The organism is Streptomyces griseomycini (genome assembly GCF_014203535.1).
Lineage (GTDB): Bacteria > Actinomycetota > Actinomycetes > Streptomycetales > Streptomycetaceae > Streptomyces > Streptomyces griseomycini.
The window spans coordinates 597748-620647 of record NZ_JACHJI010000005.1; the positions used below are offsets into that span (position 1 = coordinate 597748).

Sequence of the window (22900 nt, forward strand, 5' to 3'; positions counted from 1 at the left end):
GAGAGACAGTGATGGCGGAATCCTCTCGGATCACAGCCCGGGACGGGGTGCGGGCGGACGCCCGGCGCAACCGGGAGCGCGTTCTCGCCGCCGCCCGCGAGGTCTTCGCGGAGTACGGGATCGACGCCCCGATGGCGACCGTGGCCCGTCGGGCCGGAGTTGGCGTGGCGACGCTGTACCGGCATTTCCCGACCCGGGACGTCCTGGTGAGGGGCGCGTTCGCGCAGCAGATGGAGACCTGCGCGCGGGCGCTCACCGAGGCTCTGGCCGCTCCCGACCCGTGGCAGGGCTTCCAGCAGTTGGTCGAGACGGTCTGCGCTCTGCAACGGGAGGAACGCGGGTTCCCGGCCGCGTTCGTCGCGGCCTTCCCGGAAAGCATGTCGGAACACGCGCAGTCCCGGCAACGAGCCGAGCGGGACTTCACGACCCTGGTACGCAGGGCCCAGGCGTCGGGCGCGCTGCGGGCCGACTTCCACCCTTCCGACCTCGCCGTGGTCCTGTTGGCACACTGCGCTCTGGTGACAGCCCTACCGGATGACGGTGCGGCGTCCCGGCGCCTGGTGGCCTACCTGCTCCAGTCGTTCCGCGCCGACACGGCCAACGAGCCGCTTCCCCCGCCGACTGCGCTGACACTGCGCAGTCTCCCGATTGCACCTGACAGTCCCCGGGGGTGGCGGCCCCAGAGCCTGACATGACACGGTGCCTGCCGCAGAGCACGTCCAGTCCGGCAACTTCACTTTCGCAACAGGCCTAAGCGCTCGGAGAGAATCAACGTGTTGCTTTCGGTCCTGTGGCTCGTTGATGTGGTATAAGCGTCTCCGAGTCGATCCGTGACCAACTTGCTGTGAAGTTCGAGGTGCCGTTTCCGCACCTGGACGAGCGCCAGCGCCGTCCGCTGAGGGGAGCCGTGGCCCGGATCCTGGGCCACGGCGGGACCCGGGCCGTCGCGCGGGCGGCCCAGGTCAGCGAGACCACCGTCCGCAACGGCGTCGACGAGCTGGAAGCGGGGGCGGAGCCGCTGGGTCGGGTCCGCCGCCACGGCGGCGGCCGCAAGAGGGCCGCCGAGGTGGATCCGGGGCTGCGTCCTGCACTGTTGGCGCTGGTGGAGCCGGACATGCGCGGGGATCCGATGTCGCCGCTGCGCCGGACGGTGAAGTCGACATGCAACCTCGCCGCCGGGCCCACCCGGCAGGGCCACCGCGTCTGTGCGTGCGCCGTCGGCGACCTGCTGCGCGAGGAGGGCTTCAGCCCGCAGGCCGACGCCAGGACGCTCGAGGGCACGCAGCACCCGGACCGCGACACCCAGTTCCGCTGCATCAGCGAACGAGCCCGCGACCACGGGGACGCCGGGGAACCGGTGATCAGCGTGGACACCAAGAAGAAAGAGCTGGTCGGCCAGTACAGGAACGGCGGCCGTGAGTGGCTGCCGAAGGGGGAACCGGCCAAGGTCAAAACGCACGACCTCCTGGACCGGCAGGGGCCGGCAAGGCCGTCCCGTACGGGATCTACGACACCGCCGCGAACACCGGCCGGGTCAGCGCCGGCGCCGACCACGACACCGCCGCGTTCGGGGTCGTCTCGATCCGCCGCCGGTGGCAGGCGGTCGGTCGGCGCGACCACCTGCAGGCCAACCACCCGCTGATCACCGCCGGCGTCGGCGGATCCAACGGCTGCCGCACCCGCGCCCGGAAGAGCGAACTCACCGTCCCGGCTGCCGAGACGGGCCTGGAGATCACCGTCTGTCACCTGCCGCCCGGGACGTCGAAGTGGAACAAGGTGGAGCACCGGTTGCTCCTCCACATCTCCATGAACTGGCGCGGCAGGCCGCTGACCAGCCATGAAGTGATGGTGCAGAGCATTGCCGCGACCGCCACCCGCACCGGACCGAAAGTGCGTGCCGAAGCTCGATACCGGCACCTACGACACCGAAGTGAAGGTCACCGACGCCGAGACCGACACGCTCCCCATGACCCGGCACCGCTTCCACGGCGACTGGAACTACACCCTCCACCCTCAATCTCGCGACACCACCAGCGCAGACAAGAGCCCGAGGTCAGTCGGCGGCCCGTCCCGGCAGCCCTGCACCGGGTGTCCACGCACCCCGGAGCTGACCGGCACGCCCGAACCGGCACTGGACAAGCTCGTCGACCGACTGACAACGAGACTCGATGAGTTACGCGAGTGAGACGGCTCCAGCAGCGAGGAGGCGAACGCATCCGTGCTCGCGACGCAGGGGCCAAGGACAAGCTGGCCACCGCCGACAGAGTTCTGGCCACCGTGCCCTACCTGTGCAAACTCGGCACCCGAGACCTGCTGGCCCAGCTCTTCGGAGTCAGCGGCAGCACCCTCACCAGGGCCGTTCGCCAAGTCCAGCCCTTCCTGGCCGAGCACGGCTGCACCATCCCACCCTCTACGGCCAGGTTCCGTACACCCACCGACGTGGCTGCGTTCCTCGCCACAGCCAACGACGGAACGAAGAGCAAACCAGCGTGTTGATTTTCTGCGAGTCCTCAGCCCGCTCGGCCCGAGCAGCCGCAACGTCCCCTGGCCGCCACCACACCGACAGCCCGCCGGGCCCTACGAGCCCTGACCTTGCGACCACCTGGTCCGAGATTCAGTGCGGTTAAGCCCGCTCTGCTGGCGAGGAGGCAGTGCTCCCACCATGCGTTATTCGGTTCCTCCGTACGCGCGTTGATCAGAGCTCCGGGGCACCGGGGCACCATCTTGGCCAGGGCCGGGGGCCCTGGGACGTAGCGGCCTTTGGACCTACGATGAGGGGCATGTCGCCCGATGCCCTCCCGTCCTCCGTCTGGCCGGTCCTGCACTACGACGACACGCAGGCGGCGTTGCGCTTCCTGGTCGGCGTGCTGGGCTTCGAGCAGGCGGTCGCTGCGCCGGACGAACACGGCGGGATCGGACACGCCGAGCTGCGCTGGCCCGGCGGCGGTGCGCTCGTGTTCGGCTCGACCCGCCACACCGACAGCGTGCACGGGCGGATGCGGGCGGGCACCAGCGCGGTCTACGTGGTGAGCGACGACGTGGACGCGGTACACCAGCGGGTGGTCGACGCCGGCGGCGTGGTTCTCGAAGCGCCGCATGAGACCCGCTTCGGTTCGGGCGCGGCAGCGTACGTGTGCACGGTGCAGGACCCGGAGGGCAATCTGTGGACCTTCGGCACCTACCGTGGTCCTTCACCGCGATAGAGCGCCGGGACGAGACGGGAGGACCCCGGCCTGTCGGGCCGGGGTCCTCTGCTGTGGTGGGTGCGGTGCGGGGTCAGTGGCTGCCGGCGAGTTCACCGGTGAGCCTGCCGTGGAGGTCGGCGCTGGGGTCGTTCAGGCCGGTGATCTCCACCGTCTTGCCGCGCTGGGCGTACTTGGTCTCGATCGCGTCCAGGGCGGCGACGGAAGAGGCGTCCCAGACGTGCGCCGCGGAGAGGTCGATGACGACCCTGCCTGGATCACTCGCGTAGTTGAACTGGCTGACGAGGTCGTTGGAGGAGGCGAAGAAGAGCTCTCCGGTGACCCGGTAGACGACCGTCTTGCCGTCGGGATCGACCACCGCGGTGACCTCGGCCAGGTGGGCGACCCGTTTGGCGAAGATCACCATCGCGGTGATCGAGCCGACGACGACACCGATGGCGAGATTGTGGGTGGCGACCACACAGGCGACGGTGATCACCATGACGGTGATCTCGCCCGCGGGCATGCGCTTGAGGGTCTTGGGTGCGATGGAGTGCCAGTCGAAGGTCGCGAAGGACACCATGATCATGACGGCGACCAGGGCGGCCATGGGGATGTCGGAGACGACCGGGCCGAAGACGATGCACAGCACCATGAGGAAGCTGCCGGCGAGGAAGGTCGAGACACGGGTGCGGGCGCCGGACACCTTCACGTTGATCATGGTCTGGCCGATCATGGCGCAGCCGCCCATGCCGCCGAAGAAGCCGGTGACGATGTTGGCGATGCCCTGGCCGATGGACTCGCGGGTCTTGGAGGAGTGGGTGTCGGTGATGTCGTCGACCAGCTTGGCGGTCATCAGGGACTCCATCAGGCCGACCAGGGCCATCGCGAAGGCGTACGGGGCGATCGTCGTCAGGGTGTCCGGGGTGAACGGCACGTCCGGCAGGCCGGGGACCGGCAGGGAGGAGGGCAGTTCGCCCTTGTCGCCGACGGTCGGCACGGCGATCCCGGCGGCGACCGTGATGACGGTGAGGATGACGATCGAGACGAGCGGGGCCGGGATCACCTTGGTGACCTTCGGGAAGAACACCATGAGCGCCAGACCGCCGATGATCAGCGGGTAGACCGGCCAGGGCACGTCGTGCATCTCGGGTACCTGGGCCATGAAGATCAGGATCGCCAGGGCGTTGACGAAGCCGACCATCACCGAGCGCGGGATGAACCGCATCAGCTTCGCCACCCCGACCGCGCCGAGCACGACCTGGATGACACCGGCGAGGATCACCGCGGCGACGAGGTACCCGAAGCCGTGCTCGCGGTTGAGCGGGGCGATGACGAGGGCCACGGCGCCGGTGGCGGCGGAGATCATCGCCCGGCGGCCGCCGACGATCGAGATGACCACGGCCATGGTGAACGAGGCGAACAGTCCGATCGCCGGGTCGACACCGGCGATGATCGAAAACGAGATCGCCTCGGGGATCAGCGCGAGGGCGACGACCAGGCCGGCGAGGACCTCGGTGCGCCAGACCTTCGGATTGTTCAGCCAGTCCGGCTTGAGGCCGCGCAGCCGCGCAGCGGGAGTCACAGCAGTAGAGGACAAGGAGATGCGTACCTGTCGTGCTCGGGCACACCCCTGCGGCAGACCGAGGCGTGCGGGAAGGACGCGCGGGGGCCGGGCCGGCACCCCGCGGACGGCCCGCAGAGCGGGCCGGAAGTCGAGGAGGTGGACGCGAGGCGGGGTGGCGCGTACGGGCGGCTCACATCCGGGGGCGAAGGGTCACGGCGGGCAGGCGGCGGCGATCGGCGTCATGGGCTCGCGCACGCTCTCTCCTGCAAAAATCGGATCCTCGCCGGGGGCGCCGTCGGCCCCGGAACGGCAGCAGCGGGGCTGCCGAGCCGCCCTCACCGCCAATAACTCTACCCTAACGTTAGAGTAGAGGTCGGCGGGGCCGCACGGGACGCGGCCAGCCACGAGGAGAAGGGCCAGGGACACGGGCGTGGACGGGCACATGCAGATCGGCGAGGTCGCCGCGCGGACGGAGCTGTCCCTGCGCACCATCCGGCACTACGAGGAGACCGGCCTGGTCATCCCCTCCGCCCGCTCCCAGGGCGGATTCCGCCTCTACACGGAGTCCGATGTGCAGCGGCTCATGGTCATCCGCCGTATGAAGCCCCTGGGCTTCACCCTGGAGCAGATGCGCGACCTGCTGGATGCCACCGACCGCCTCGACCATGCCGAGACGGCCGACGGTGCCGAGCGCGAGGCACTCCTGGAGCGGGTGAGGACCTACGAACAGGACGCCGGCCGCAAGATCGAGGAGCTGCGTATCCAGCTGGCCCGCGCCGAAGACTTCGCCGCCACTCTCCGCACCCGCCTGGACGCCGCACACTCCCAGCAGAGTGCCTCGGTCTGACCTTCGGCCATCAGCCGGCGCCACGCGTCATAGAGCGGGCTGCCGCCTCAGCGGCTTCATGAGGCGGCAGCCCGGATGTGGAACGTCAGTCCGTCCGGGCTGGTAAGACGCTGTCCGCCGACGTGATCGGGCCCGTGCGCCATCTCGTGCCCCAGCCCGTGTACGCGGGCGGCCACGGCGTCCGGGTCGTCAACGGCGACCACGAGTTCCCAGCGAGGTTCAGGCTCCTCTGCGCCGTGCGTCGGGACGAAGTCGGCGAAGCTGGGGACCGTGCCGAGCACGTCCCGGTAGAAGCGGCGGGCCTGCGCGGGGCGGGGGCAGGCAAGGACCATGCGCTGTGGTGCGCGCGCCGACGGAGACCATCGGTTGGCAGGGCGTGTCTGCCACAGCGAGAAGGCCGCGCCCACGGGATCGATCAGTGTGGCGATGCGGCCCTGGTCTCCGGCGTCGAACGGCGCGAGCACGAGTTGGGCACCCGCCGCGGTGGCGGCTTCGGTGCGGGCCTCGATGTCATCGACGGCGAGGTAGTAGGCGATGTGCGCAGGAGTGCCCGGCGGATAGAGCGGAGAGCTCAGGTCGCTCACGCCGCCGATCTGATGTCCGTCGGCGAAGATCTTGATCGCGCGGCGCCAGTCGCTTTCGTCCACGGCGAACCGCCACCCCAGCACAGCGGAGAAGAAGGCCGCCGTGCCCGGCACGTCGTGCGTCTTGACGTCCATCCAGCAGAACTCGTTCAGCGCACCGAGGTGAGATGACGTCAACTGCCTGCCCCCTTGCTGTGTCGACCAGCTGTTGTCGTAGCTGACTTGCTGTCTCCTCAGCAACCCGTTTCGGGCTGGTAGCCGTGGAGGAACGCCCGCACCCCGGAGGTGATGAGCGCGGTACGGGCCGGGGTGGCTTCCTGCCCCGCGTGCGGGTCACGCCCGGAAACCGGGCAGCTGCTGGAACACCCGCGCCACCAGATCCGGCGACGGCCGCCGGGAACTGCCGCTGCCCGCGTGCGGGAACGGGCAGCGGCAGTTCCCGGACGTCGGCAAGGACCTGATGCCAGGCGCCGGGGTGCGCCCACTGCGAGCAGAGCGGCGACTCCGGGGAATTGCATCTGATGCGTGATTCTGGGTTGTCCGAGCTGGGGATCTGTGGCATCAACGTGCCTCCTGATGGTGAGCGAGGCGGGCTTCCGGCCTGCGCTCTCGCTGTAGATCAGTCATCTGATGCATGATTCGCGCACCCTGAGGAAGAGGGCTGCGTGACGACGACGGACTTGAGCGAGGGCTCTGCCCGTCTGGTGTTGCTGAACGGCGTGACGCTGCTGCACCCCGAAGACGCCGTTTTCGACGCAATGTTGGAGGGCTGGACGCGGCAGCAGCGAGGAGGTCGGCGTCTGCAGGCGAAGACGATCAGCGACCGTCTACGCGTGGTGCGTCAGTTCAACGACTTCGCCGGGGCGTACCCGTGGAGCTGGTCGGCTGCCGCGATGGATGAGTGGACGACGTACCTGATCGCGGAACTTCACCGTGCGGAGTCGACGATTCGTGGCTACCAGACTGCCATTCGCCAGTTCTGCGACTACATCACCTCGCCGCATTACCAGTGGCCGCAGGAGTGCGAACGACGCTTCGGCACGCACCCGGTGCAGATCTGCCACGAGTGGAACACCGCCGCACACCTCGTCGACTACGAGGGGAGGGCGGGCCGGCGGCCGATGACTCGCGAGGAGATTCAGCTCTTCCTCGACTACGCCGACGATCAGGTCGACCGCGCTATCAGGCTCGGCCGCAAAGGGGCGCTGGCCGCGTACCGGGATGCCACCGCGTTCAAGGTTATCTACGGCTGAGGGCTGCGGTGCACGGAGGCGTCGAAGCTGGATCTCAACGACTGGTACCGCAATCCCAAGGCGCCAGAGCTGGGCCGGTTCGAATCGCTGCACGTCCGGTACGGCAAACGGTCCAAGGGCTCTGCGCCCCGTCGGCGGATCGTCCTGAGCGTGATGCCCTGGGCTGTGGAAGCGGTCGACGACTACGTCACCAACATCCGCCCTCGCTACCGTGCCGCGGCCGGGGCGGCCCTGTGGCCTACCGAGCGCGGCGGCCGGCTCCAGAGCCGCGAGATCGAGGACCGCTTCGCGGAGTACCGCGATGCCCTGGGGCTGGACTCGGATCTCGTGCCGCACTGTCTGCGGCACAGCCACGTCACCCATCAGATCGAGGACGGCGCCGACCCGGCTTTTGTCCAACGGCAGGTCGGTCACCGCCACGCCTCGACGACCGCGCTCTACACCGGGGTGAGCGGTGACTTCATGAACACGATGATGCGCAAGGTCTTGGACAAGGCCCTGTACCAGATGTTCTCCACCACCGATCTGAGGCCCCTGCTGGCTGAACGCGGCATTGACCTGTCGGCCAGCCAGGTCTACCGGCTGGTGGTCGAGCGTCCGGAACGGCTGAGCCTGACCACGCTGATGGCGCTGCTCGACATCCTTCAGCGCCGTATGGAGGACTTGATCGAACCGACGGCCGCCCGGGCGGCGAGCAGGAGGACGGCAGCGGCAGGAGGCGAAGGCACGGCTGCCGGTCCGGCAGCCGGAGTCGGCGAGTATCGGCCCAAGCGCGCCCGTATTACGCCCGCGGGGGAGTAGTTCGTGGACGCCTCCGCCCTGCCCCGTTATGCCAGCGATCCTGAAGGCGTGATCGCTGAGGCGGTCGTCGCCGTCGAACTGGCCATGCCCGCAGAGCTGATCGGATCCGTGGTGAGGGCCACCTTTCCTCGCGGCGCCCAGCGGCGGAAGCTCGCCGAGCTCCTCCAGCGGGACCTGTCGTGGCTGACGCAGGGGCGGTCGGAGTCGCCCGCCATCGTTGAACGGTTCGTCCGGGCACTGCGCGAGCAGGGCGCCGTGCACGTACAGCAGCCGCGTTGCGGGGCTTGCGGCCAGGCGCGCCTCCTTGTCGGTGTCCTTCCCGGCAGCGGGTCTCGCATCTGCAACACCTGTGAGGGGCGACGTCGGCACGAGGCGAACCCCTGCGCCGTATGTGGCCGCCACGAGTTCAGGACCCGAGATCGCGAAGGGCGGCCCCGCTGCCGTGCTCATCCCCCGGACGACGGCGTTGACCCGATGGATGGGCTGTGCCAGGTCATCCAGCAGATCTGCCCGACCCTGCCCGAGCAGACGGTTGCCGAGGCCGTTCGAGCGGTTGAGCCGGTTACAGCTCGACAGCGCAAACTGCTGTGGGCTCTGGAAGACCGTCCCGGGCTGCTGACCGGCCAAGGCGCTCAGGGCCCGGTCAAGGCTCTGCACCTCATCGCTGCGCTTCGGGAGCGAGAAGCTGTGAACCTGGTGGTCCCGGGGTGTCCCTACTGCGGCCGGAACGTGCCGCTGCCACGTACACGTAACGGGCTCCGCTGCTGCGCCGAGTGCCGCTCGGCCGCACGCGCCGAGCCGTGCGCCTGGTGCGGGCGCGACCGGCCCGTGATGGGCCGCACCCACGATGGCCTGCCTTTGTGCCAGACCTGTCGGCAGCGCAACCCAGTCGTGCACCAAATCTGTGCGCAGTGCGGGGAACGCCGCTACATCCAGGCCCGCGAAGACGACCACCCGCTGTGCGGGCGCTGCCACCAATACCCCACCGCGGCCTGCAGCGAGTGCGGGGAACGGCGTCCGTGCCTGCACGTCTCCACCGACGCCCCGATCTGCTTCTCGTGCACGCGGAAGCGGCGCCCCCGCGCGATCTGCGTCGGCTGCGACCGCGATAACCAGATCAGCTACCGCACGGCCGACGGAGAGCCGCTGTGTTCGTCTTGCGGCGCCACACACCGCCCCTGCGCCCAGTGCGGCCGGACGCTGCGCATCCATGCCATCGCGCCGAACGGCGACGAACTGTGCCCAACCTGCTGGCGCCACCACCCGGCCCGCAAGCGGCCGTGCAGCGAGTGCGGCACAGCCACCCATCTGCACCATTACGGCCTGTGCCCCGACTGCGCTGCCCGAGCGCGCCTTCGAGAAGTGCTCAGTGTCGAGGGACGCATGCGCCCCGGCATCGAGCCGGTCTTCAAAGCCCTGTCGAGACAGCCCGGCACCAACCTGCTGTACTGGCTGAACCGCCGCCCCGCCCGGCGCAGCGTGCTGCGTGCCCTGGCAGCCGGAAGCGGACCGGTCACCCATGACACCTTGGACGGCATGCGGCCGGCCAAGGTGATAGACAACCTCCGTATGCACCTGGTCGCCGGCGGCGCACTGCCCGCGCGCGACGAGCAACTCGCCGCCCTCGAGCGCTGGCTCGCGGCACGGTCCGCACAGGTCCGTGACCCGGAGAGCCACAAGGTGCTCCAGGCGTACATCGCCTGGCACCTGCTGCGTCGCCTCCGTCGCTTCGCTCATCACCGCCCGGTCAGCCAGGCACAAGCACATGGCGTCCGCGCCTACGTCACCCAGGTCGTCCGCCTGCTCAACTGGCTCCACACCCAGGACATCGCCCTCAGCACATGCACCCAGGACCTTCTGGACACCTGGCTGGACGACTACCCCGCCCGCGGCCCGCGGGTACACAGCTTCCTCGCCTGGACCAGCCGCCACGGCCACACCCGGCAGCTGACCGTCGAACTCCCCATCCCGACCTTCACTGGTCAACTCATCGCTCAGGACACCCGCTGGCAGCTGGTCAACCGGCTTATCCACGACGACGAGATCCCGGTGCCCGACAAGGCAGCCGGGCTCCTCGCTCTCCTCTTCGCCCAGGACCTGTCCCGAATCGTCGTCCTCACCGCCAAGCATGTGGAGGTCACCCCGAGCACAGTGCTGCTCCGACTCGGGCAGGTCCCGGCCCAGATGCCACCGCCTCTCGACGGCTACATCCGAACGCTCCACGCCCAGGCGACGGCCACGGACACTGCCGGGGAACGCTGGCTGTTCCCAGGCCGCTTTCCGGCCCAGCACCTCAGCCGCAGCCAGCTCGTGTGCCGCCTCCACCCGCTCGGCCTCCGCCCACGCATGGCACGCAACACTGCTCTCGTCGAGCTGGCTTCCGAACTGCCCGCCCTCGTGGTCAGCCGGCTGCTCGGCGTCCACCAGAACACTGCAGACTCCTGGAATCGCATCGGCGGACAGGACAACGCCTACGCCGCCGAGGTTGCCAGCCGCCCCTACCCCACCCCGCCTACGTGCCTCTCATCGCCACCAAGGAGGGCCGGGAGCTGGAAAGGCAGAGGCTGCTGCGCGCCTCGTTCGGGCCGTCCTCGTCCTCCACCTGACCTGATCAAACTGAGTGACTTCAGAGATCACCGGGACCCGGTAGGACCATGAAGAGCGGAGCACGTCTGGATTGCGAGTCGGCGACGGACCGTTCGGAAGAGTAGGATCCAGGCGATCGTTGTGCCATGTCCGAACATGCCGACAAGCAACCCTCCGGCGGAGAGGGTGCCCTCACCGCAGGTTGTCTCCTGTTTCTCGTACTGGTGGCTGACGTGGCGGCCGGGCTGTTGGTCGTCATCGTGCTCGCCGTACGGGGACTGGGCCGGATGGACACCAACTCAGGGCAAACAGCAGCCAGCGCGCCCTCCGTAGACTGGGCGCCAGTGCTGGGATACGGCGCTCTGGCCTTGACGGTCGGCGTAACGGCCCTCGTGCTGCTATGGATCGGACATCGAGCTATCGGAGCGGTGCAGATGACGTTCTGCGCTTTCCTGGCAGTCCACACGCTGGCCTCTTGGCCCTGATCCAGATGCAGTCACAGCCACCGGAGGCGCCTGGGAATAGAGGGCTCCGGCACAGGCACTGAGGTAGGAGGACGCTCACTGCAGCCCCACCCCTGAGGGCCGGACCGCAGGTCATGCATTGGACTACGCAGCGGTGTCAGTGCCATCGCATATGTTGCGCAGCATGCTGCATTGGATACATGGCCCGCTCGGCTGGATACACGGTCAGATCCCAAACGGTGAGGAGACCAACGTCGTCTTCTTCCGGGGGATGTCGTTGGACGCGATCACGCGAGGGCTCCTCAGCCAGCGCCACCGGCCCCTTGCCTACGGCAAGGGTGCCGACTGGAGCCTGATGATGCACGACATGCTCAGCTGGGACGATGGCGATTACAGCACCACAAACTATGGCCAACTGTGCCAGCCTGGCGGTGAACTCGCCGTGTTCGTGACTGAGCCGTGCCTGGCGAAAGCCCACCGTCCCCACTTCGCGTACTACCGTGACGGACGCCTCCACACGTGGCTCAGCTTCGAGGACCTCGGCAACGGAGTAGGGGAGGAGCCTTACTTCCTGCTCCCTGCTCTCACAGAGGCCCACTTGGTCGGCCCCGCTGCAGACCTCGATCGCAAGAACGTTGAGGAACGCGCCGTGGAGGCCATCACACGCTTCCTCTCCCTCCCTGACCTGGAATTGCCGTGAACCGGCTGCCCTCGGCAGACCGCGGGCACTCCAAGACCGTTGGATCAAGCGAGTCCCAGTCGGCCTAGGCTGCGGTGGCCACGTCCGAACACATCTCAAGGAGAAGTTCATGTCTGACGCGAAGGAGGCCGGAGACAGAGCCATGTCACATGAGGCAGCGGACGGCAGCGACCGAGACGGCGGGACAGGAACCTCTGGGCTAGGGCGGCGGCTTTCCTGCCTGGCCGTTGTGGTGGCCGTTCTCACCGTCGGGACGGGAAGCCTCGTCTGGTTTTTCCAGGACCAGCTGCTCCACCCCTTCGGGGACGCCCGAGCCTGCGAAGGCAGCGACACGAAACTGCCGCAAGTGATATCAGCCGGAGGTGTTCCGATACCTGCAGGCGCCTCCGACGTCCACTACTTCACCCGGAACGGAAGCGCTGAGGTCGCCTTCGTAAGCGGCCAGATACCGGACTACCTCCACCGTGCCGGCATCCTCCCGGATGGCGAGCCCCTGTTCGATGAGAAGTACGGCACCAAAGCGGTCGCCGACGACGAGATCGAGCTACCCGATGGTTTGTGCGGCTCTCCCCTGCGTGGCCCCGTCTGGGTCTACCACTCCACAAGCGCCACCGGATCCAGCGTCAACGTTATGGTCGAGCGCTCTCCCACAGTCAACGAATCCTTCCGCTTTCCGGCCCGTGCCGTGGTCACCTACAACCTCCCCTGACGCGCACAGTGGAAGGTCGCGGCCTACTGAGCATTTTCAGCTTCGCCGCTCCAGGGTCACGCCGTAGTCCTCGCTTGATCCCTGGAATCTCCTCGGCTGGACCCCCCGGGCACAGTTTGTTGTCTGTGAAAAGTCGTGGACGGCCACTTCGCTGAGGGGCCGGCCCTGCGCTTCGGGACGGAAGATGATCGCGGGGAGGGATGGAACGCATGCTCGAAGTACCATCCCTGTGAGGTTTTCCGGCCGGTACTTCCCAACCTCCGCAGTGGCGTAGTCGGACGGAGATATCCCTGTGGAGAGGGCAGAGGGCAGAGGGCAGAGGGCAGAGGGCGATGAGTGTGGCTGAGAGTTGGTCGCGTGTGATGAGCCTTCTTCGGGAGCACGCGCCGGCCGATCACGCGGATCTGCCAGGACCCGCTACGGAGCAGAGGCTCGCGGCAGCCGAGGAACGAATGGGAATCTCCCTGCATGGAGACCTGCGGACGTGGCTGTTGCAGAACAATCTGGATCTGCCGGAGGAAGACGTCGACGACGAAGTGGCATGCTGCGGCTTCGACGGGTTTCCCGACGAGGGAAGCTTCTTTCTGGGCATCCGGGCGCTGGAGAGGCTCTACGCGAACCGCTCCACGCCTGGTGGCTTCGACCCTCCGGACCAGCCGGACAATCCGTTCTGGCGTAACGAGTGGATCCCGTTCCTGTCGGACCAGGACGGCTGGATGGGAAAGTTCATCGATGTGCGGGACGGCCGCGTCGGCAGCTGGTGCGTGGGAGAGGTCACGGTCACGGGCGAGTACGAATCGCTGGCCCAGTATTTCGACTCCGTGGCGGAGACGCTGACGAGGATCGCCGATGGAAGCTACCCGGTCTGTCGGTTCACCGAAGGTCGACTTGTCTGGTCGTGAGACGGTTCCCAACTGGATGACGGCCATTGCCGATCCGTCCTCACCGTGAAACGGCAATGAGATTCATCAGCGTTGACGCTCCAGGGTCAGGGTGGCTGCGACGATGACGGTCATCCGGTTGGGGCTGCAGCGGGCCCGGCGGAGGATCTGCCAGGACTTGAGTCGCGCGATGCTTCGTTCGACCGGTGCTCGTGCCGCTGGCAGGGCTCGGTTGATCGTCTGCTGGGTCGTGGTGAGGTCCCGGTTCGGGAGCCGTCTGATCGGTGTGGTTGCCCCGGGGGGCCGGCCCCGATGTAGGCACGGTCGGCGAGGACGGGGCGCCCTGGCGTTCGCAGATCCGGACGATGCGGTGGGCGCGGGCCGCAGTCAGGTCATACGTGCGGCCGGGCAGCGCTGGCGAGATCCACAGCAGGTTGCCCGCGGGACCGGTCGCGACCCGCACGTTCACGCCGTGACGGCGGTGCTTCTGGGAGAAGTCTGCCCGGCTGTCGCCGACACGGTCGCACTCGGCGAGCGTCCCGTCGAGCAGGACGCAATCCCGATCCGCCTCGCGCAGGACCCGCAGCAGGACCGGCGCCCGGCCGGACAGGTGCTGGACGACGGCCATGACGTACGCGTGGGCGGTGCCGACGGATATGCCGAGACCGACGGCGATCTGCGCGAGCGTGTCGTGCCGGCGAAGGTAGACCAGGCCCACGCGAGCACGCTGGTGGGGCGGCAGCTTGCAGCGGCGGCCACCCTCACGGGTGACGATGAGCATGGATACCCACGCGACCAGAGCATGGGGCAGGCCGAGTGCGGCAGGATGGGCATCCAACAGGGCTCCTGTACCGATGGGTTGAGACTTCGAACACCCCCCTCAACGGCGCGGGAGCCCTGTGCGTTGCGGTCCTCATCCTGACTGGACCTGGGTCACTCGATCAGTGGCCACTCTAAAAGAGCTCACTGATCGCTTCATCGTTGTGGGTCGTCCCACCAGTCCCACCATGCTCAGCATGGACGACCGTAGTGGAACGTGGCGTCCTCGGAGGCATCACTTCAGCGTCATGTCCTTACAACTCTCCGAAACTCTCACCACGCCGAAGGACTCTGCTGGTCGGGCCCGGCTGGGAGTTGCAGATGCTCAACACCGCCTCCCGCTCACCAGCGTTGGATGAATCCGCAAGTTGCAATAGCCGCACTTACCAGCAGCGTCGTCGAAGTCCTGGTGGCAGTCGATGATGTGGGCGACGCCGATCACCGCGCCCATGACCAGGTCGCGGCTGCGGATCGTGCGGGCGATCAGAGGGGTGCGCAAAGCGAGCCGGTCGATGGCCTTGCCCACGTACAGCAGCATCCAGCCCGGCCGCCACCGGGCAGGCCGGTTCTCTACCGTCTTGGCACCGGCGGGGATGCACGCGGCGGGCGGCTGCCTGGTGGTGATGCCGCGGATCCAGTCGCCCTCGGGCAAGGCGACGATGCTCATGCGGCTCGCCCCTACAGGGCCGTGCCCGGGCGGCCGACGCGGCGGCCGTTGACGGACGGCACCGCGGCGTGCGCGGCGGTGGCGATGGTCGCGCGGCCGGAGTGCTTGCCGTCGTGGAGGGCGGCATCGGCGGCCCGCTGCAGCGCGCTCAGGTCACGGGAACCGATCGTGTCGGGGGGGGCAATACCGACCGAGGCGGCCACGTCGACCGTGCGGCCGTCGTCCAGGACGACCAGCGCGTGCGGCATACGGACCAGCTGCGCGAGGCGCTGTGCGCGGCGTGTGCGGGCAAGTCCAGGGCGACGGCGAACTCTTCTCCGGACTACCGGCGGCAACGCAGCAGCTGCCGGTAAATCAGTGGCGTCCCCGTGGACGGGCCTCATAGCTTGTGCGTTCGTGACTGATGATCCGAAGGCGCACCCGAATCGACACGGCCTCGGCCGGGTGTTCAACGAGGTGCCGGAGCTCTACGACCGGGTCCGGCCGGGATACCCCGACGAGTTGTTCACGGACCTTTGCGCCATCACCGGCATGGACGAACGGTCGTCGGTGCTGGAGGTGGGCTGCGGCACCGGGCAGGCGACGCGCTCGCTTGCAGCGCTCGGATGCTCAGTGACCGCCGTCGAGCCGGGCGCAGATATGGCCGCACTCGCTCGCCAGCGGTTGGCCCCTTTCCGGAACGTCGAAGTCGAGACGTCGAGGTTTGAGGAGTGGGACAACCGCGGTCGACGCTTCGATGTCCTCGTGGCTGCGTCGTCGTGGCACTGGGTTGACCCGTCGATTGGCTGGCAGCGAGCGCACGACATGCTCCATCCCGGAGGCTGGATGGCGCTGCTCGGTCATGTCGTTGTCCGCCGGCCGGGGGAACCGGAGGTGTATGCCGAGACCGCCGATCTCCACGAGCGGTTCTGCCCGGGGAACCCTGATTGGGGTCATCCGCCACTCGAAGAAGACGTGCGCGGCACCGACGAGGGCTGGGGCCTGGTCGATGATCCCGGAGAACTGTTTGGCCCAACGATTGTGCGCTGGTATCCAACCGTTCAGTGGTTCACCGGGGACGGCTTCGCCGATCACCTTCGCTCGTTGTCGCTGTACCGGAGACTCGATCGCGAAGTCCGTGAGCCTTTGCTCGACGCCGTCGCCGAGCGGATCCGCACGCGGATGGGCGACCGGGCATCACGCCGTTACCTGAGCGTCCTCCGCGTTGGACGGCGCGCCCGGTGAGGCCAGGGACCTGCCCCTGAACTAAGACTGTGTCCTACGTGGTGAGGCGGACAAGGCGCTTGAAGCAGCACGGAGCGGCGGAGAGTCCGAGAAAGGCCAGGTAGTTGCGGGAATCGCGCTCGTAGCGGGGGCTGAGCCGGCGGTGACCGGAGAGCCACGACATGGTGCGCTCGACGACCCAGCGGCGTCGCCCCAATCGTTCGCTGGACTCGATGCCCTTGCGGGCGATGCGCACGCCGATGCGCTTCCAGCGAAGCCCTCTACGCAGGTCGGCACGGTCGTAGGCTTTGTCTGCGTGGAGGCGCTGGGGCTTGAAGCAGCGGCCGCGGTGAGGGTCGTGTCTCGTTTGGTGACCCCCGACCATGGGCTTCAGCCCTTCGCTGTCATGGGTGTTGTCGGCCGAGACGCCGACGAGGAGGGGCAGTCCGTTCGCGTCCGGCAGGACGCGCATCCTGGAACCCGGCTTGCCGCGGTCCACGGAGCTCGGACCTGTGTGTTCGCCCCTTCTTGGCGCGGACGTGGGCGGTGTCGAGGACGACGCGGGTGACGTCGACCAAGCCGGCGTCGTCAAGCCGGTGCGGCACGGCCTCGTGCAGTCGGGGCCAGACACCGGCTCTGGACCAGATCATGAACCGGCGGTGGGCGATCGACTTCGAGACGCCGAAGCACGGCGGCAACGTACGCCAGGCGCAGCTGGACACCAGGACGTAGATGTTCGCGGCGAACAGCGTCTCATCAGGCGTGTCCTGCGTTCCCCCGCCCTGCGGCCGCACCTTCGACGGCGGGATCAGCGGCTTCGCGATCTCCCACAGCCCGTCCGGAACAAGCCAACTCCACGCACCCCACCGCATGCCGAGTTCAACGACGCCTCACCACATAGGACACGGTCTTAGGCCGTGTCCCCCACTCTTCTTGGGCACTGAGGCATGACGGTCTCCGCCGTGCCCGTAGACTTATGACGTGGCATTCATGAGCACCCCGCACTGCTGCTTCCTGTGATTGGAAGGCGCTGAGGGCGACGCCGGACGGCGTCGCCCTCCTTGGTGTGCCTGATGCGGGAGTCACGTCCCGATGCTGCCCGTTCCTTCCTGAGGCAGTGACGTTCTGATCGCGCAGGCACGATCCCTTCCCCTCACCCCTTGCCAGGAGTGCCTCGTGCCTGTGTCGCTTCCCCCTGCCCTCGATCTGTCCCTCGACCTGCTGCGCTGCCCGACGTGCCGTACGCGCCGCCTGCACCCCGACCACGGTGCACTGCGTTGCCCGGTGGGCCATACCTTCGACATCGCCCGGCACGGCTATGCCAGCCTGCTGACGGGCACCCGCGCCATCAGCGGCGACGACGCGGCAATGGTTCAGGCCCGGGACCGGTTTCTGTCCACCGGCACCTACGCGCCCATCCGCGAGGTCGGGGCCGGCCTGACGGCCGACGCCGTGTCCGAGCAGGGCACGGTGGTGGACGTGGGGTGCGGCACGGGCTACTACCTGGCCGGCGTACTCGACCAGCTGCCCAGCGCCCGTGGTCTGGGGCTGGACACATCGGTGCGCGCGCTGCGCTCGGCAGCCCGTGCCCACGACCGGGCTGCCGCGGTGGCCTGGGACGTGTTCCGTCCCTTCCCACTGGCTGACGGGGTGGCCGATGTCGTGCTGAACGTGTTCGCTCCACGCAATTCGACCGAGTTCCGCCGCGTTCTGCGCCCAGCCGGTCGGCTGATCGTGGTCCGACCCACCGGTCGGCACTTGGCCGAGCTGCGTGGCCAGATGCCTGCAATGGTCACAATCGACCCGGCCAAGGAACAGCGCCTGCACCGAGCGCTCGACCCCCTCTTCGAGGCCGTCGTCACCGAGCAGGTGGAGTACTCCGTTCCGTTGACCAAACTGGACGCCCTGGATCTGGTTGGGATGACGCCGAGTGCACGCCACGTGAGTCGTGCAGACCTCATCGACGGCGGCGTCCTGCCCGATCAGGTCACTGTCTCCGTGCTGGCCACCGCCTACCGGCCTCGGTGACCACGAGCGGGCGCATGCGCCTGCTGACCGACGAGCAATGGGCACGCCTGGTGCCCTGCCTTCCCCGCGGCGCGGGGAAGGCAGGGTGTCCGTTCGCCGACCACCGCCGCATCATCGAAGGGATCATTCATCGGTACCGCACGGGCATTCCCTGGAGAGATCTGCCCCGCGAAGCATTCGGTCCCTGGCAGACGGTGTGGAAGCGCCATCGCAGGTGGGCGGCTGACGGCACCTGGGACACGGTTCCGGCCCAGCTGACCGCCCAGGCGGACTCGGTCAACGGGATCGACTGGACGGTCGCGGTCGACTCGACCATCAACCGGGCCCACCAGCACGCCACGAATACGGCCCGGCCGGAGAAGGACATCAGCGCTGTCACCTGCCAGAGCAAGAACGAAACTCCGGCTACCGGGGGCGAGCCAGCCGGCCACGCCATAGGTCGATCGCGTGGCGGCCTGACGACCAAGACTCATCACGCCGTGGACGGCAATGGCCGCCCGCTGGCCGTCGTGGTCACCCCTGGCCAAGTCCACGACGTGCAGGTCCTCCCTCTCCTGCTGGGCGACATCCGAGTCCCGCGACCTGGCCCTGGCAGGCCGCGCACCACACCGGACGCACTGCTCGCAGACAAGGCGTATTCCTCCAGGCAGGTCCGCGAAGACCTCGCGGTCCGCGGCATCCGCACGGTGATTCCCGAGCGTGCCGATCAGCAGGCCAACCGCAAGAGGAAAGGCCGCAGCGGCGGACGGCCCCAGACTCTGGACACCGAGACCTACAAGCGCAGGAACGTCGTGGAACGATCATTCAGCCTGCCCAAGCAGTGGCGGGGCCTGGCCACCCGTTACGACAAACTCGCGATCGTCTACCGCTCCGCAGCCGTGTTGGCGGCGATCATCACCTGGTTACGGAGTTGAGAGACACGACCTAGGCAGGAGGCGGTGAAGGGCACCGCCGGGATCGTTCTCCTTCGGCGTCGCGCAGCAGGGGAGTGGGCGTTCGGGCGTCACCGCACCCGTGTCCCGGGCATCCTCGGTCCAACAGGCTCGGGGAAGGGGATGGGGTGGAGTTCGTCTTCGAGTGCGGGTGGTGCGGTGAGGACAACTACTTCGTGGGCAAGCAGGCCGGCTTCTGGGTCGACAAGTGGGAGGTGCCCGCGGAGTGGATGCTTTCGACGTCCTCTGCGGGGACCGCTCGGGCAACGAGTTCGGGGACCAGGGTGCTCCGTTCGTGAAGGTGGCGGACAACTTCGCGAGTTCATGATCGGGAACGGGAGCCACCTCTGGCGACTGACTTCATGCCCGGTCTGTGCGGGGTTGCGAGTGTCCGCGATGAGGAAGCCGCGGTCGGCGACAGCGTGTGTGTCACCGGGCCTGCTGGCCCGCGTCCCTGACGGGCGCGGTTCGAAAGGGCCCGGCTTCTTGCGCGAAACCGGTCGGATCCGGCTTCCGGTCCGGGTAGCCCCGCCGGAAATCAGGTGCGTGCGAGTCGCCGGGCGTGTCAGGCTCCGCCGGTGGACCGTGAACAGATCTCCCGGCATGCTCATGCGGATCATCCGATCGCAGCCCCGCTCGACGACGACTCGGTGCGTCGACTGCTGGAACGTGGTCTCTCACGCGGTGACGAGCGCGTACTCGACCTCGGCTGCGGCGGCGGGGAGTGGCTCCTGCGGGCCCTGACCATGCATCCGCAGCTGCGGGCCGAGGGCGTCGACATCTCCGGGAGCTCGCTGGCGCACGCGCGTCAGGCCGCGCGGCGGCTCGGCGTGGAGGACCGCCTGGTCCTCCACCATCAGGACGCCGCGCATTTCGCCGCCTCCCACGCCTTCGACCTGGTGCTCTGTGTGGGAGCCACGCACGCTTTCGGTGGCCTGCTCCCCACTCTCGCGGCGGCGCGTAAGCACCTGGCGCCTGGGGGACGTGTTCTGGTCGGTGACGGATTCTGGGACCGCGACCCCTCTCCCGAGGCTGTCGAGCTGTTCGGGGAGCTCACCGACCTGCCGACCACACTGGACCGGGTCGCCGCGGACGGGTGGACGCCCGTCCAGGGACACATCAGCACCCGTCGGGAGCTCGACGCCTACGAGTGGGCCTGGACGGGGTCGCTGGCCTCCTGGGCCCTGGACCATCCCACCGATCCGGACAGCGCCCAGGCGCTCGAGGCGGCCACCACCCACCGCGACCAATGGCTGCGCGTCTACCGGGACGTCCTGGGCTTCGTCTGCCTCGTCCTGCGTCCGACGAGTGGGCTCTTTCAGCGCGGCCACTGATCGGGTGACGGGCTGAGCCGGAGCACGTTAGTTGTCATACAGGCAGGCTTGCTGTCACCGTTGGTTTCGACCAGGTAGTGGTTGTGGTAGACGAATCGGTGGTCGGTCGTCACCGTCTCCGGAGTGAAGAACGGCAGGCCGGCCAACGGGTGCCCGGCGAATTCGGCAACCATCGCGGCGGGGATGCCGGGGCAGGGCCACTTCAATTTCTTGCCCCAGTCCGCCCCGGCGGGCGCTGCCGAGCGTCACAGCGCCGGATACGCCCTAGCCTCGCGCTTTCACCAAGCGGGCTGTCCGAGGGTTGATCAAAAAGCGGGAAGTGCCTCTGACCTGCAGCGATGGGACTTGCTGAGGGTCCTGTTGGCTGCAAGGAAAGAAGCACTTCCCAGGTGAAGAAGCGTGTCGGGTGCTACCCGCGTGTCCGCGTCGAGGGCGGCGGTCGTGGGGCGGTCTCGCAGGCCGGGCCGTGCTGCTGGTGGAGACGGTCCGCAAGGCCGGCCTGCACCAGGCGCTATCGGCGGCGTTCGCGCCGTGGCGCAAGGCCGGGGTGGTGCATGATCCGGGCAAGGTGCTGCTGGATGTGGCGCTCGGGGTGGCGCTGGGCGGGGACTGCCTGGCCGACGTCGCACTGCTGCGGGCCGAGCCGGCCGTGTTCGGGCCGGTCGCCTCGGACCCGACGGTCTCCCGGCTCGTCGACACCCTCGCCCCCGGCGGGATACGGGCTCTGACCGCCCTCCGCGCCGCAGTACGCGAATCGCTGGAGGCGAGCCTGCGACGTCTGAGAACCGATCGAGTGGACCTGTTGTGGGCCCATGCTCCCGACTACGCGACTCCCATCGAAGAAATCAAGCGGTGTCTTCTGCGGGTGTGCGCCCCCGGTCACCCGCGCTTCCGGTCGCCGCACACCGCCCGGTCCAGCAGGCGGACCGCGGCCTCCGCCTGCTCGAGGAAGCGCTTCTCGTCATCGAAGCGCGTGGTGAAGACAGCGGCCGCGGCCGACACCCGGCCGTCGGGCGTGACGGCGGTCTCGGAGGCGGTGCCGAAGGACGTGCCGCCGTGGTACCAGATCCCGCCCCCGCAGCCCTCGGCCGGGCGCCAGGCGAGGCCGAGCCCGTAGCGGGTCCTGCCGTCGGTGGCGTAGCCGGGCGCCGGGACGGTGGTGCGCATCTGCTCCAACTGCTCCGGCGGCAGCAGCCGGCCGCCCATCAGGGCGCGCAGGAAGGTGTTCATGTCGCGGGTGGTGCTGATGATGCCGCCGTCCGCGCCGCCGCCCACGGCCAGCGTGGTGTCGATGAGGTCGTCCCGGCCGGGGAACTGCGTGTACCCGGCGGCCGTCGGCATCGGCACGTACGGCGAGGTGTCCGGTATCAGCGTGCGGCGCAGCCCCAGCGGCTCGATGATCCGGTCGTGCACCTCCTGCGCCCAGGGGTTGCCAGTGGCCTTCTCGATGACCATCCCGAGCAGCACGTAGTTGGTGTTGGAGTAGGCCCACTGCGTCTCGGCGCCCGGATCGTCCGCGTCCGGCAGCCAGCCGGGGGCGCGCTCCATCGCCACGGCGACCTGCTCCTCGGGGGTCTGCGAGCGGAACCGCTGTGCGTGGAAGCGCTCGGGCGTCAGCTCCGCCGGGTCCTCGAAGGCGATGTCCGTGTAATTGGCCAGGCCGCTGGTGTGCTGGAGCAGGTTGCGCAGGGTGATGCGGCTGCCGTCGTTGCCGTTGCCGGCGACCACCCCGGGCAGCCACTGCTCGACGGTGTCGTCCAGGCTCAGCGTGCCCTCGCCGACGAGCTGGAGCGCGGCCACGGCCGTGAAGGTCTTGGTGTCGCTGCCGATGCGGTAGTAGGCGTCGAAGGGCACCCGGCCCCCGTCCTTCAGGCTCGCGGTGCCGGACCGGGCCTGCGTCTCGCGCCCGGCCGCGTCCCGGGCGAGCACCGTCAGCCCGGTGGCTCCCGTGTCCCGTACCGCGTCCGCGTCCCGCTGCAGCCGCGACCGCGCGTCCCCGCCGCCGGCGCCCATGGCCTCGGCCGTGGTGCCCGGCCCGAGAAGCGATGCGGTCCCGATTGCGGCGACCCCGGCCACGGCCAGCCCCGCACGCCACCGTCCGGACCGGCCCCACCGCGCACTCTTCGTAATCTCCATGGCCGGAACGCTACAAAGGGCCGGCGCCGCGGACCATCCAGCTGGCTGCCCGAACGGGGGTGGTGCTGGCCCCCCTACCACCCGGCGGCCACCGCCCTCCTTGCCGCACCCCCTGCTGATTGTGCCGGTGAGAAGCAGCAACGCGTGATGGTGAATTCTGAGAGGGCGTTTGATCTGGGCGGATTACCTTTTACGTCCTAGCCTCGC

General features: G+C 68.5%; 21 protein-coding genes and 4 pseudogenes. 17 read left to right on the plus strand and 8 right to left on the minus strand.

Annotated elements, in window-relative coordinates; translation table 11 throughout:
• Nucleotides 1-11 precede the first annotated feature (11 nt).
• From FHS37_RS17400 to FHS37_RS17410, 3 genes and pseudogenes are all read left to right on the plus strand, one after another.
• Nucleotides 12-695, plus strand: coding sequence for a TetR/AcrR family transcriptional regulator (locus FHS37_RS17400; RefSeq protein ID WP_184822049.1), 684 nt, complete (start codon nt 12-14; stop codon nt 693-695).
• 113 nt (nt 696-808) lie between these two features.
• Nucleotides 809-2496: pseudogene (locus tag FHS37_RS17405) on the plus strand (ISAzo13 family transposase).
• 284 nt (nt 2497-2780) lie between these two features.
• Nucleotides 2781-3203, plus strand: coding sequence for a VOC family protein (locus FHS37_RS17410; RefSeq protein ID WP_184822051.1), 423 nt, complete (start codon nt 2781-2783; stop codon nt 3201-3203).
• Between the two features lie 73 nt (nt 3204-3276).
• Here FHS37_RS17410 and FHS37_RS17415 read toward each other — a convergent pair whose 3' ends face one another.
• Entirely contained in the window at nt 3277-4767 is a 1491-nt protein-coding gene (locus tag FHS37_RS17415; RefSeq protein WP_229890246.1) for a SulP family inorganic anion transporter, read from the minus strand.
• Between the two features lie 424 nt (nt 4768-5191).
• Here FHS37_RS17415 and FHS37_RS17420 point away from each other — a divergent pair, with 424 nt between their 5' ends.
• Nucleotides 5192-5596: a MerR family transcriptional regulator gene (locus FHS37_RS17420; protein ID WP_184822196.1), complete on the plus strand. Its 405-nt coding sequence runs from the start codon at nt 5192-5194 to the stop codon at nt 5594-5596.
• A 56-nt stretch (nt 5597-5652) separates the two neighbouring features.
• On the opposite strand, the gene FHS37_RS17425 is transcribed toward FHS37_RS17420, so the two are convergent.
• Complete coding sequence (locus tag FHS37_RS17425; protein WP_184822053.1) at nt 5653-6315, minus strand: VOC family protein; 663 nt, start codon at nt 6313-6315, stop codon at nt 5653-5655.
• Between the two features lie 530 nt (nt 6316-6845).
• On the opposite strand from FHS37_RS17425, the gene FHS37_RS40795 reads away from it, so the two are divergent.
• The 8 genes and pseudogenes from FHS37_RS40795 to FHS37_RS17455 all read left to right on the plus strand — a co-directional run bounded on the left by FHS37_RS40795 (nt 6846) and on the right by FHS37_RS17455 (nt 13595).
• A complete protein-coding gene (locus FHS37_RS40795) occupies nt 6846-7433 on the plus strand; it encodes a site-specific integrase (protein ID WP_221499867.1) in 588 nt (195 codons plus the stop codon).
• 3 nt (nt 7434-7436) lie between these two features.
• A pseudogene (locus tag FHS37_RS40800) lies at nt 7437-7871 on the plus strand (tyrosine-type recombinase/integrase); the annotation flags it as partial.
• A gap of 24 nt (nt 7872-7895) precedes the next feature.
• Complete coding sequence (locus tag FHS37_RS38860) at nt 7896-8234, plus strand: helix-turn-helix domain-containing protein (protein WP_221499942.1); 339 nt, start codon at nt 7896-7898, stop codon at nt 8232-8234.
• 3 nt (nt 8235-8237) lie between these two features.
• Entirely contained in the window at nt 8238-10892 is a 2655-nt protein-coding gene (locus FHS37_RS17435) for a hypothetical protein (RefSeq protein ID WP_184822055.1), read from the plus strand.
• A gap of 74 nt (nt 10893-10966) precedes the next feature.
• Complete coding sequence (locus FHS37_RS17440) at nt 10967-11305, plus strand: inner-membrane translocator (RefSeq protein WP_184822057.1); 339 nt, start codon at nt 10967-10969, stop codon at nt 11303-11305.
• Nucleotides 11306-11468: 163 nt separating this feature from the next.
• Nucleotides 11469-11984, plus strand: coding sequence for a hypothetical protein (locus FHS37_RS17445; RefSeq protein ID WP_184822060.1), 516 nt, complete (start codon nt 11469-11471; stop codon nt 11982-11984).
• A gap of 109 nt (nt 11985-12093) precedes the next feature.
• A complete protein-coding gene (locus tag FHS37_RS17450; RefSeq protein WP_184822062.1) occupies nt 12094-12693 on the plus strand; it encodes a hypothetical protein in 600 nt (199 codons plus the stop codon).
• Nucleotides 12694-13055: 362 nt separating this feature from the next.
• Nucleotides 13056-13595: an SMI1/KNR4 family protein gene (locus FHS37_RS17455; protein WP_268254617.1), complete on the plus strand. Its 540-nt coding sequence runs from the start codon at nt 13056-13058 to the stop codon at nt 13593-13595.
• A gap of 66 nt (nt 13596-13661) precedes the next feature.
• On the opposite strand, the pseudogene FHS37_RS17460 reads toward FHS37_RS17455, so the two are convergent.
• From FHS37_RS17460 to FHS37_RS17470, 3 genes and pseudogenes are all read right to left on the minus strand, one after another.
• Nucleotides 13662-14412 (minus strand): annotated as a pseudogene (locus tag FHS37_RS17460) (transposase).
• Nucleotides 14413-14718: 306 nt separating this feature from the next.
• Complete coding sequence (locus tag FHS37_RS17465) at nt 14719-15060, minus strand: hypothetical protein (protein ID WP_184822066.1); 342 nt, start codon at nt 15058-15060, stop codon at nt 14719-14721.
• 11 nt (nt 15061-15071) lie between these two features.
• Nucleotides 15072-15308, minus strand: coding sequence for a nucleotidyl cyclase domain-containing protein (locus tag FHS37_RS17470; RefSeq protein WP_184822068.1), 237 nt, complete (start codon nt 15306-15308; stop codon nt 15072-15074).
• Nucleotides 15309-15456: 148 nt separating this feature from the next.
• Between FHS37_RS17470 and FHS37_RS17475 the strand changes: the two genes are divergently transcribed.
• Entirely contained in the window at nt 15457-16284 is an 828-nt protein-coding gene (locus FHS37_RS17475; protein WP_229890244.1) for a class I SAM-dependent methyltransferase, read from the plus strand.
• Nucleotides 16285-16318: 34 nt separating this feature from the next.
• Here FHS37_RS17475 and FHS37_RS17480 read toward each other — a convergent pair.
• A protein-coding gene (locus FHS37_RS17480) for an IS5 family transposase (protein ID WP_184822070.1) occupies nt 16319-17135 on the minus strand; the annotation gives its coding sequence in 2 pieces (ribosomal slippage) (nt 16319-16787 and nt 16786-17135; 819 coding nt in all).
• Between the two features lie 304 nt (nt 17136-17439).
• On the opposite strand from FHS37_RS17480, the gene FHS37_RS17485 reads away from it, so the two are divergent.
• The 3 genes from FHS37_RS17485 (at nt 17440) to FHS37_RS17495 (ending at nt 20557) form a co-directional block, all read left to right on the plus strand.
• Nucleotides 17440-18291, plus strand: coding sequence for a methyltransferase domain-containing protein (locus FHS37_RS17485; RefSeq protein ID WP_184822072.1), 852 nt, complete (start codon nt 17440-17442; stop codon nt 18289-18291).
• 14 nt (nt 18292-18305) lie between these two features.
• The gene (locus FHS37_RS17490) at nt 18306-19205 is read left to right on the plus strand and encodes an IS5 family transposase (protein ID WP_184822074.1); all 900 of its coding nucleotides are present in this window, start codon (nt 18306-18308) and stop codon (nt 19203-19205) included.
• 596 nt (nt 19206-19801) lie between these two features.
• On the plus strand, nt 19802-20557 hold the full coding sequence (locus FHS37_RS17495; RefSeq protein WP_184822076.1) for an SAM-dependent methyltransferase: 756 nt from the start codon (nt 19802-19804) through the stop codon (nt 20555-20557).
• On the opposite strand, the gene FHS37_RS17500 is transcribed toward FHS37_RS17495, so the two are convergent.
• Nucleotides 20542-20730, minus strand: a complete 189-nt coding sequence (locus FHS37_RS17500; protein ID WP_184822078.1) for a hypothetical protein — start codon at nt 20728-20730, stop codon at nt 20542-20544. The two genes, FHS37_RS17495 and FHS37_RS17500, sit on opposite strands and share 16 nt — an antisense overlap.
• A 216-nt stretch (nt 20731-20946) precedes the next feature.
• On the opposite strand from FHS37_RS17500, the pseudogene FHS37_RS17505 reads away from it, so the two are divergent.
• Nucleotides 20947-21311 (plus strand): annotated as a pseudogene (locus tag FHS37_RS17505) (transposase); the annotation flags it as partial.
• A 125-nt stretch (nt 21312-21436) separates the two neighbouring features.
• Here FHS37_RS17505 and FHS37_RS17510 read toward each other — a convergent pair.
• Nucleotides 21437-22693, minus strand: coding sequence for a serine hydrolase domain-containing protein (locus FHS37_RS17510; RefSeq protein ID WP_221499868.1), 1257 nt, complete (start codon nt 22691-22693; stop codon nt 21437-21439).
• Between the last annotated feature and the right edge of the window lie 207 nt (nt 22694-22900).

Excerpts from the sequence above, each read along its gene's own strand:
- FHS37_RS17400 (WP_184822049.1), top strand. The coding sequence starts at position 12 with ATGGCGGAATCCTCTCGGATCACAGCCCGGGACGGGGTGCGGGCGGAC.
- FHS37_RS17410 (WP_184822051.1), top strand. The coding sequence starts at position 2,781 with ATGTCGCCCGATGCCCTCCCGTCCTCCGTCTGGCCGGTCCTGCACTAC.
- FHS37_RS17420 (WP_184822196.1), top strand. The coding sequence starts at position 5,192 with ATGCAGATCGGCGAGGTCGCCGCGCGGACGGAGCTGTCCCTGCGCACC.
- FHS37_RS17425 (WP_184822053.1), bottom strand. The coding sequence starts at position 6,315 with ATGGACGTCAAGACGCACGACGTGCCGGGCACGGCGGCCTTCTTCTCC.
- FHS37_RS38860 (WP_221499942.1), top strand. The coding sequence starts at position 7,896 with ATGAACACGATGATGCGCAAGGTCTTGGACAAGGCCCTGTACCAGATG.
- FHS37_RS17440 (WP_184822057.1), top strand. The coding sequence starts at position 10,967 with ATGTCCGAACATGCCGACAAGCAACCCTCCGGCGGAGAGGGTGCCCTC.
- FHS37_RS17445 (WP_184822060.1), top strand. The coding sequence starts at position 11,469 with ATGCTGCATTGGATACATGGCCCGCTCGGCTGGATACACGGTCAGATC.
- FHS37_RS17450 (WP_184822062.1), top strand. The coding sequence starts at position 12,094 with ATGTCTGACGCGAAGGAGGCCGGAGACAGAGCCATGTCACATGAGGCA.
- FHS37_RS17455 (WP_268254617.1), top strand. The coding sequence starts at position 13,056 with ATGAGCCTTCTTCGGGAGCACGCGCCGGCCGATCACGCGGATCTGCCA.
- FHS37_RS17465 (WP_184822066.1), bottom strand. The coding sequence starts at position 15,060 with ATGAGCATCGTCGCCTTGCCCGAGGGCGACTGGATCCGCGGCATCACC.
- FHS37_RS17470 (WP_184822068.1), bottom strand. The coding sequence starts at position 15,308 with ATGCCGCACGCGCTGGTCGTCCTGGACGACGGCCGCACGGTCGACGTG.
- FHS37_RS17490 (WP_184822074.1), top strand. The coding sequence starts at position 18,306 with ATGCGCCTGCTGACCGACGAGCAATGGGCACGCCTGGTGCCCTGCCTT.
- FHS37_RS17500 (WP_184822078.1), bottom strand. The coding sequence starts at position 20,730 with ATGGTTGCCGAATTCGCCGGGCACCCGTTGGCCGGCCTGCCGTTCTTC.
- FHS37_RS17510 (WP_221499868.1), bottom strand. The coding sequence starts at position 22,693 with ATGGAGATTACGAAGAGTGCGCGGTGGGGCCGGTCCGGACGGTGGCGT.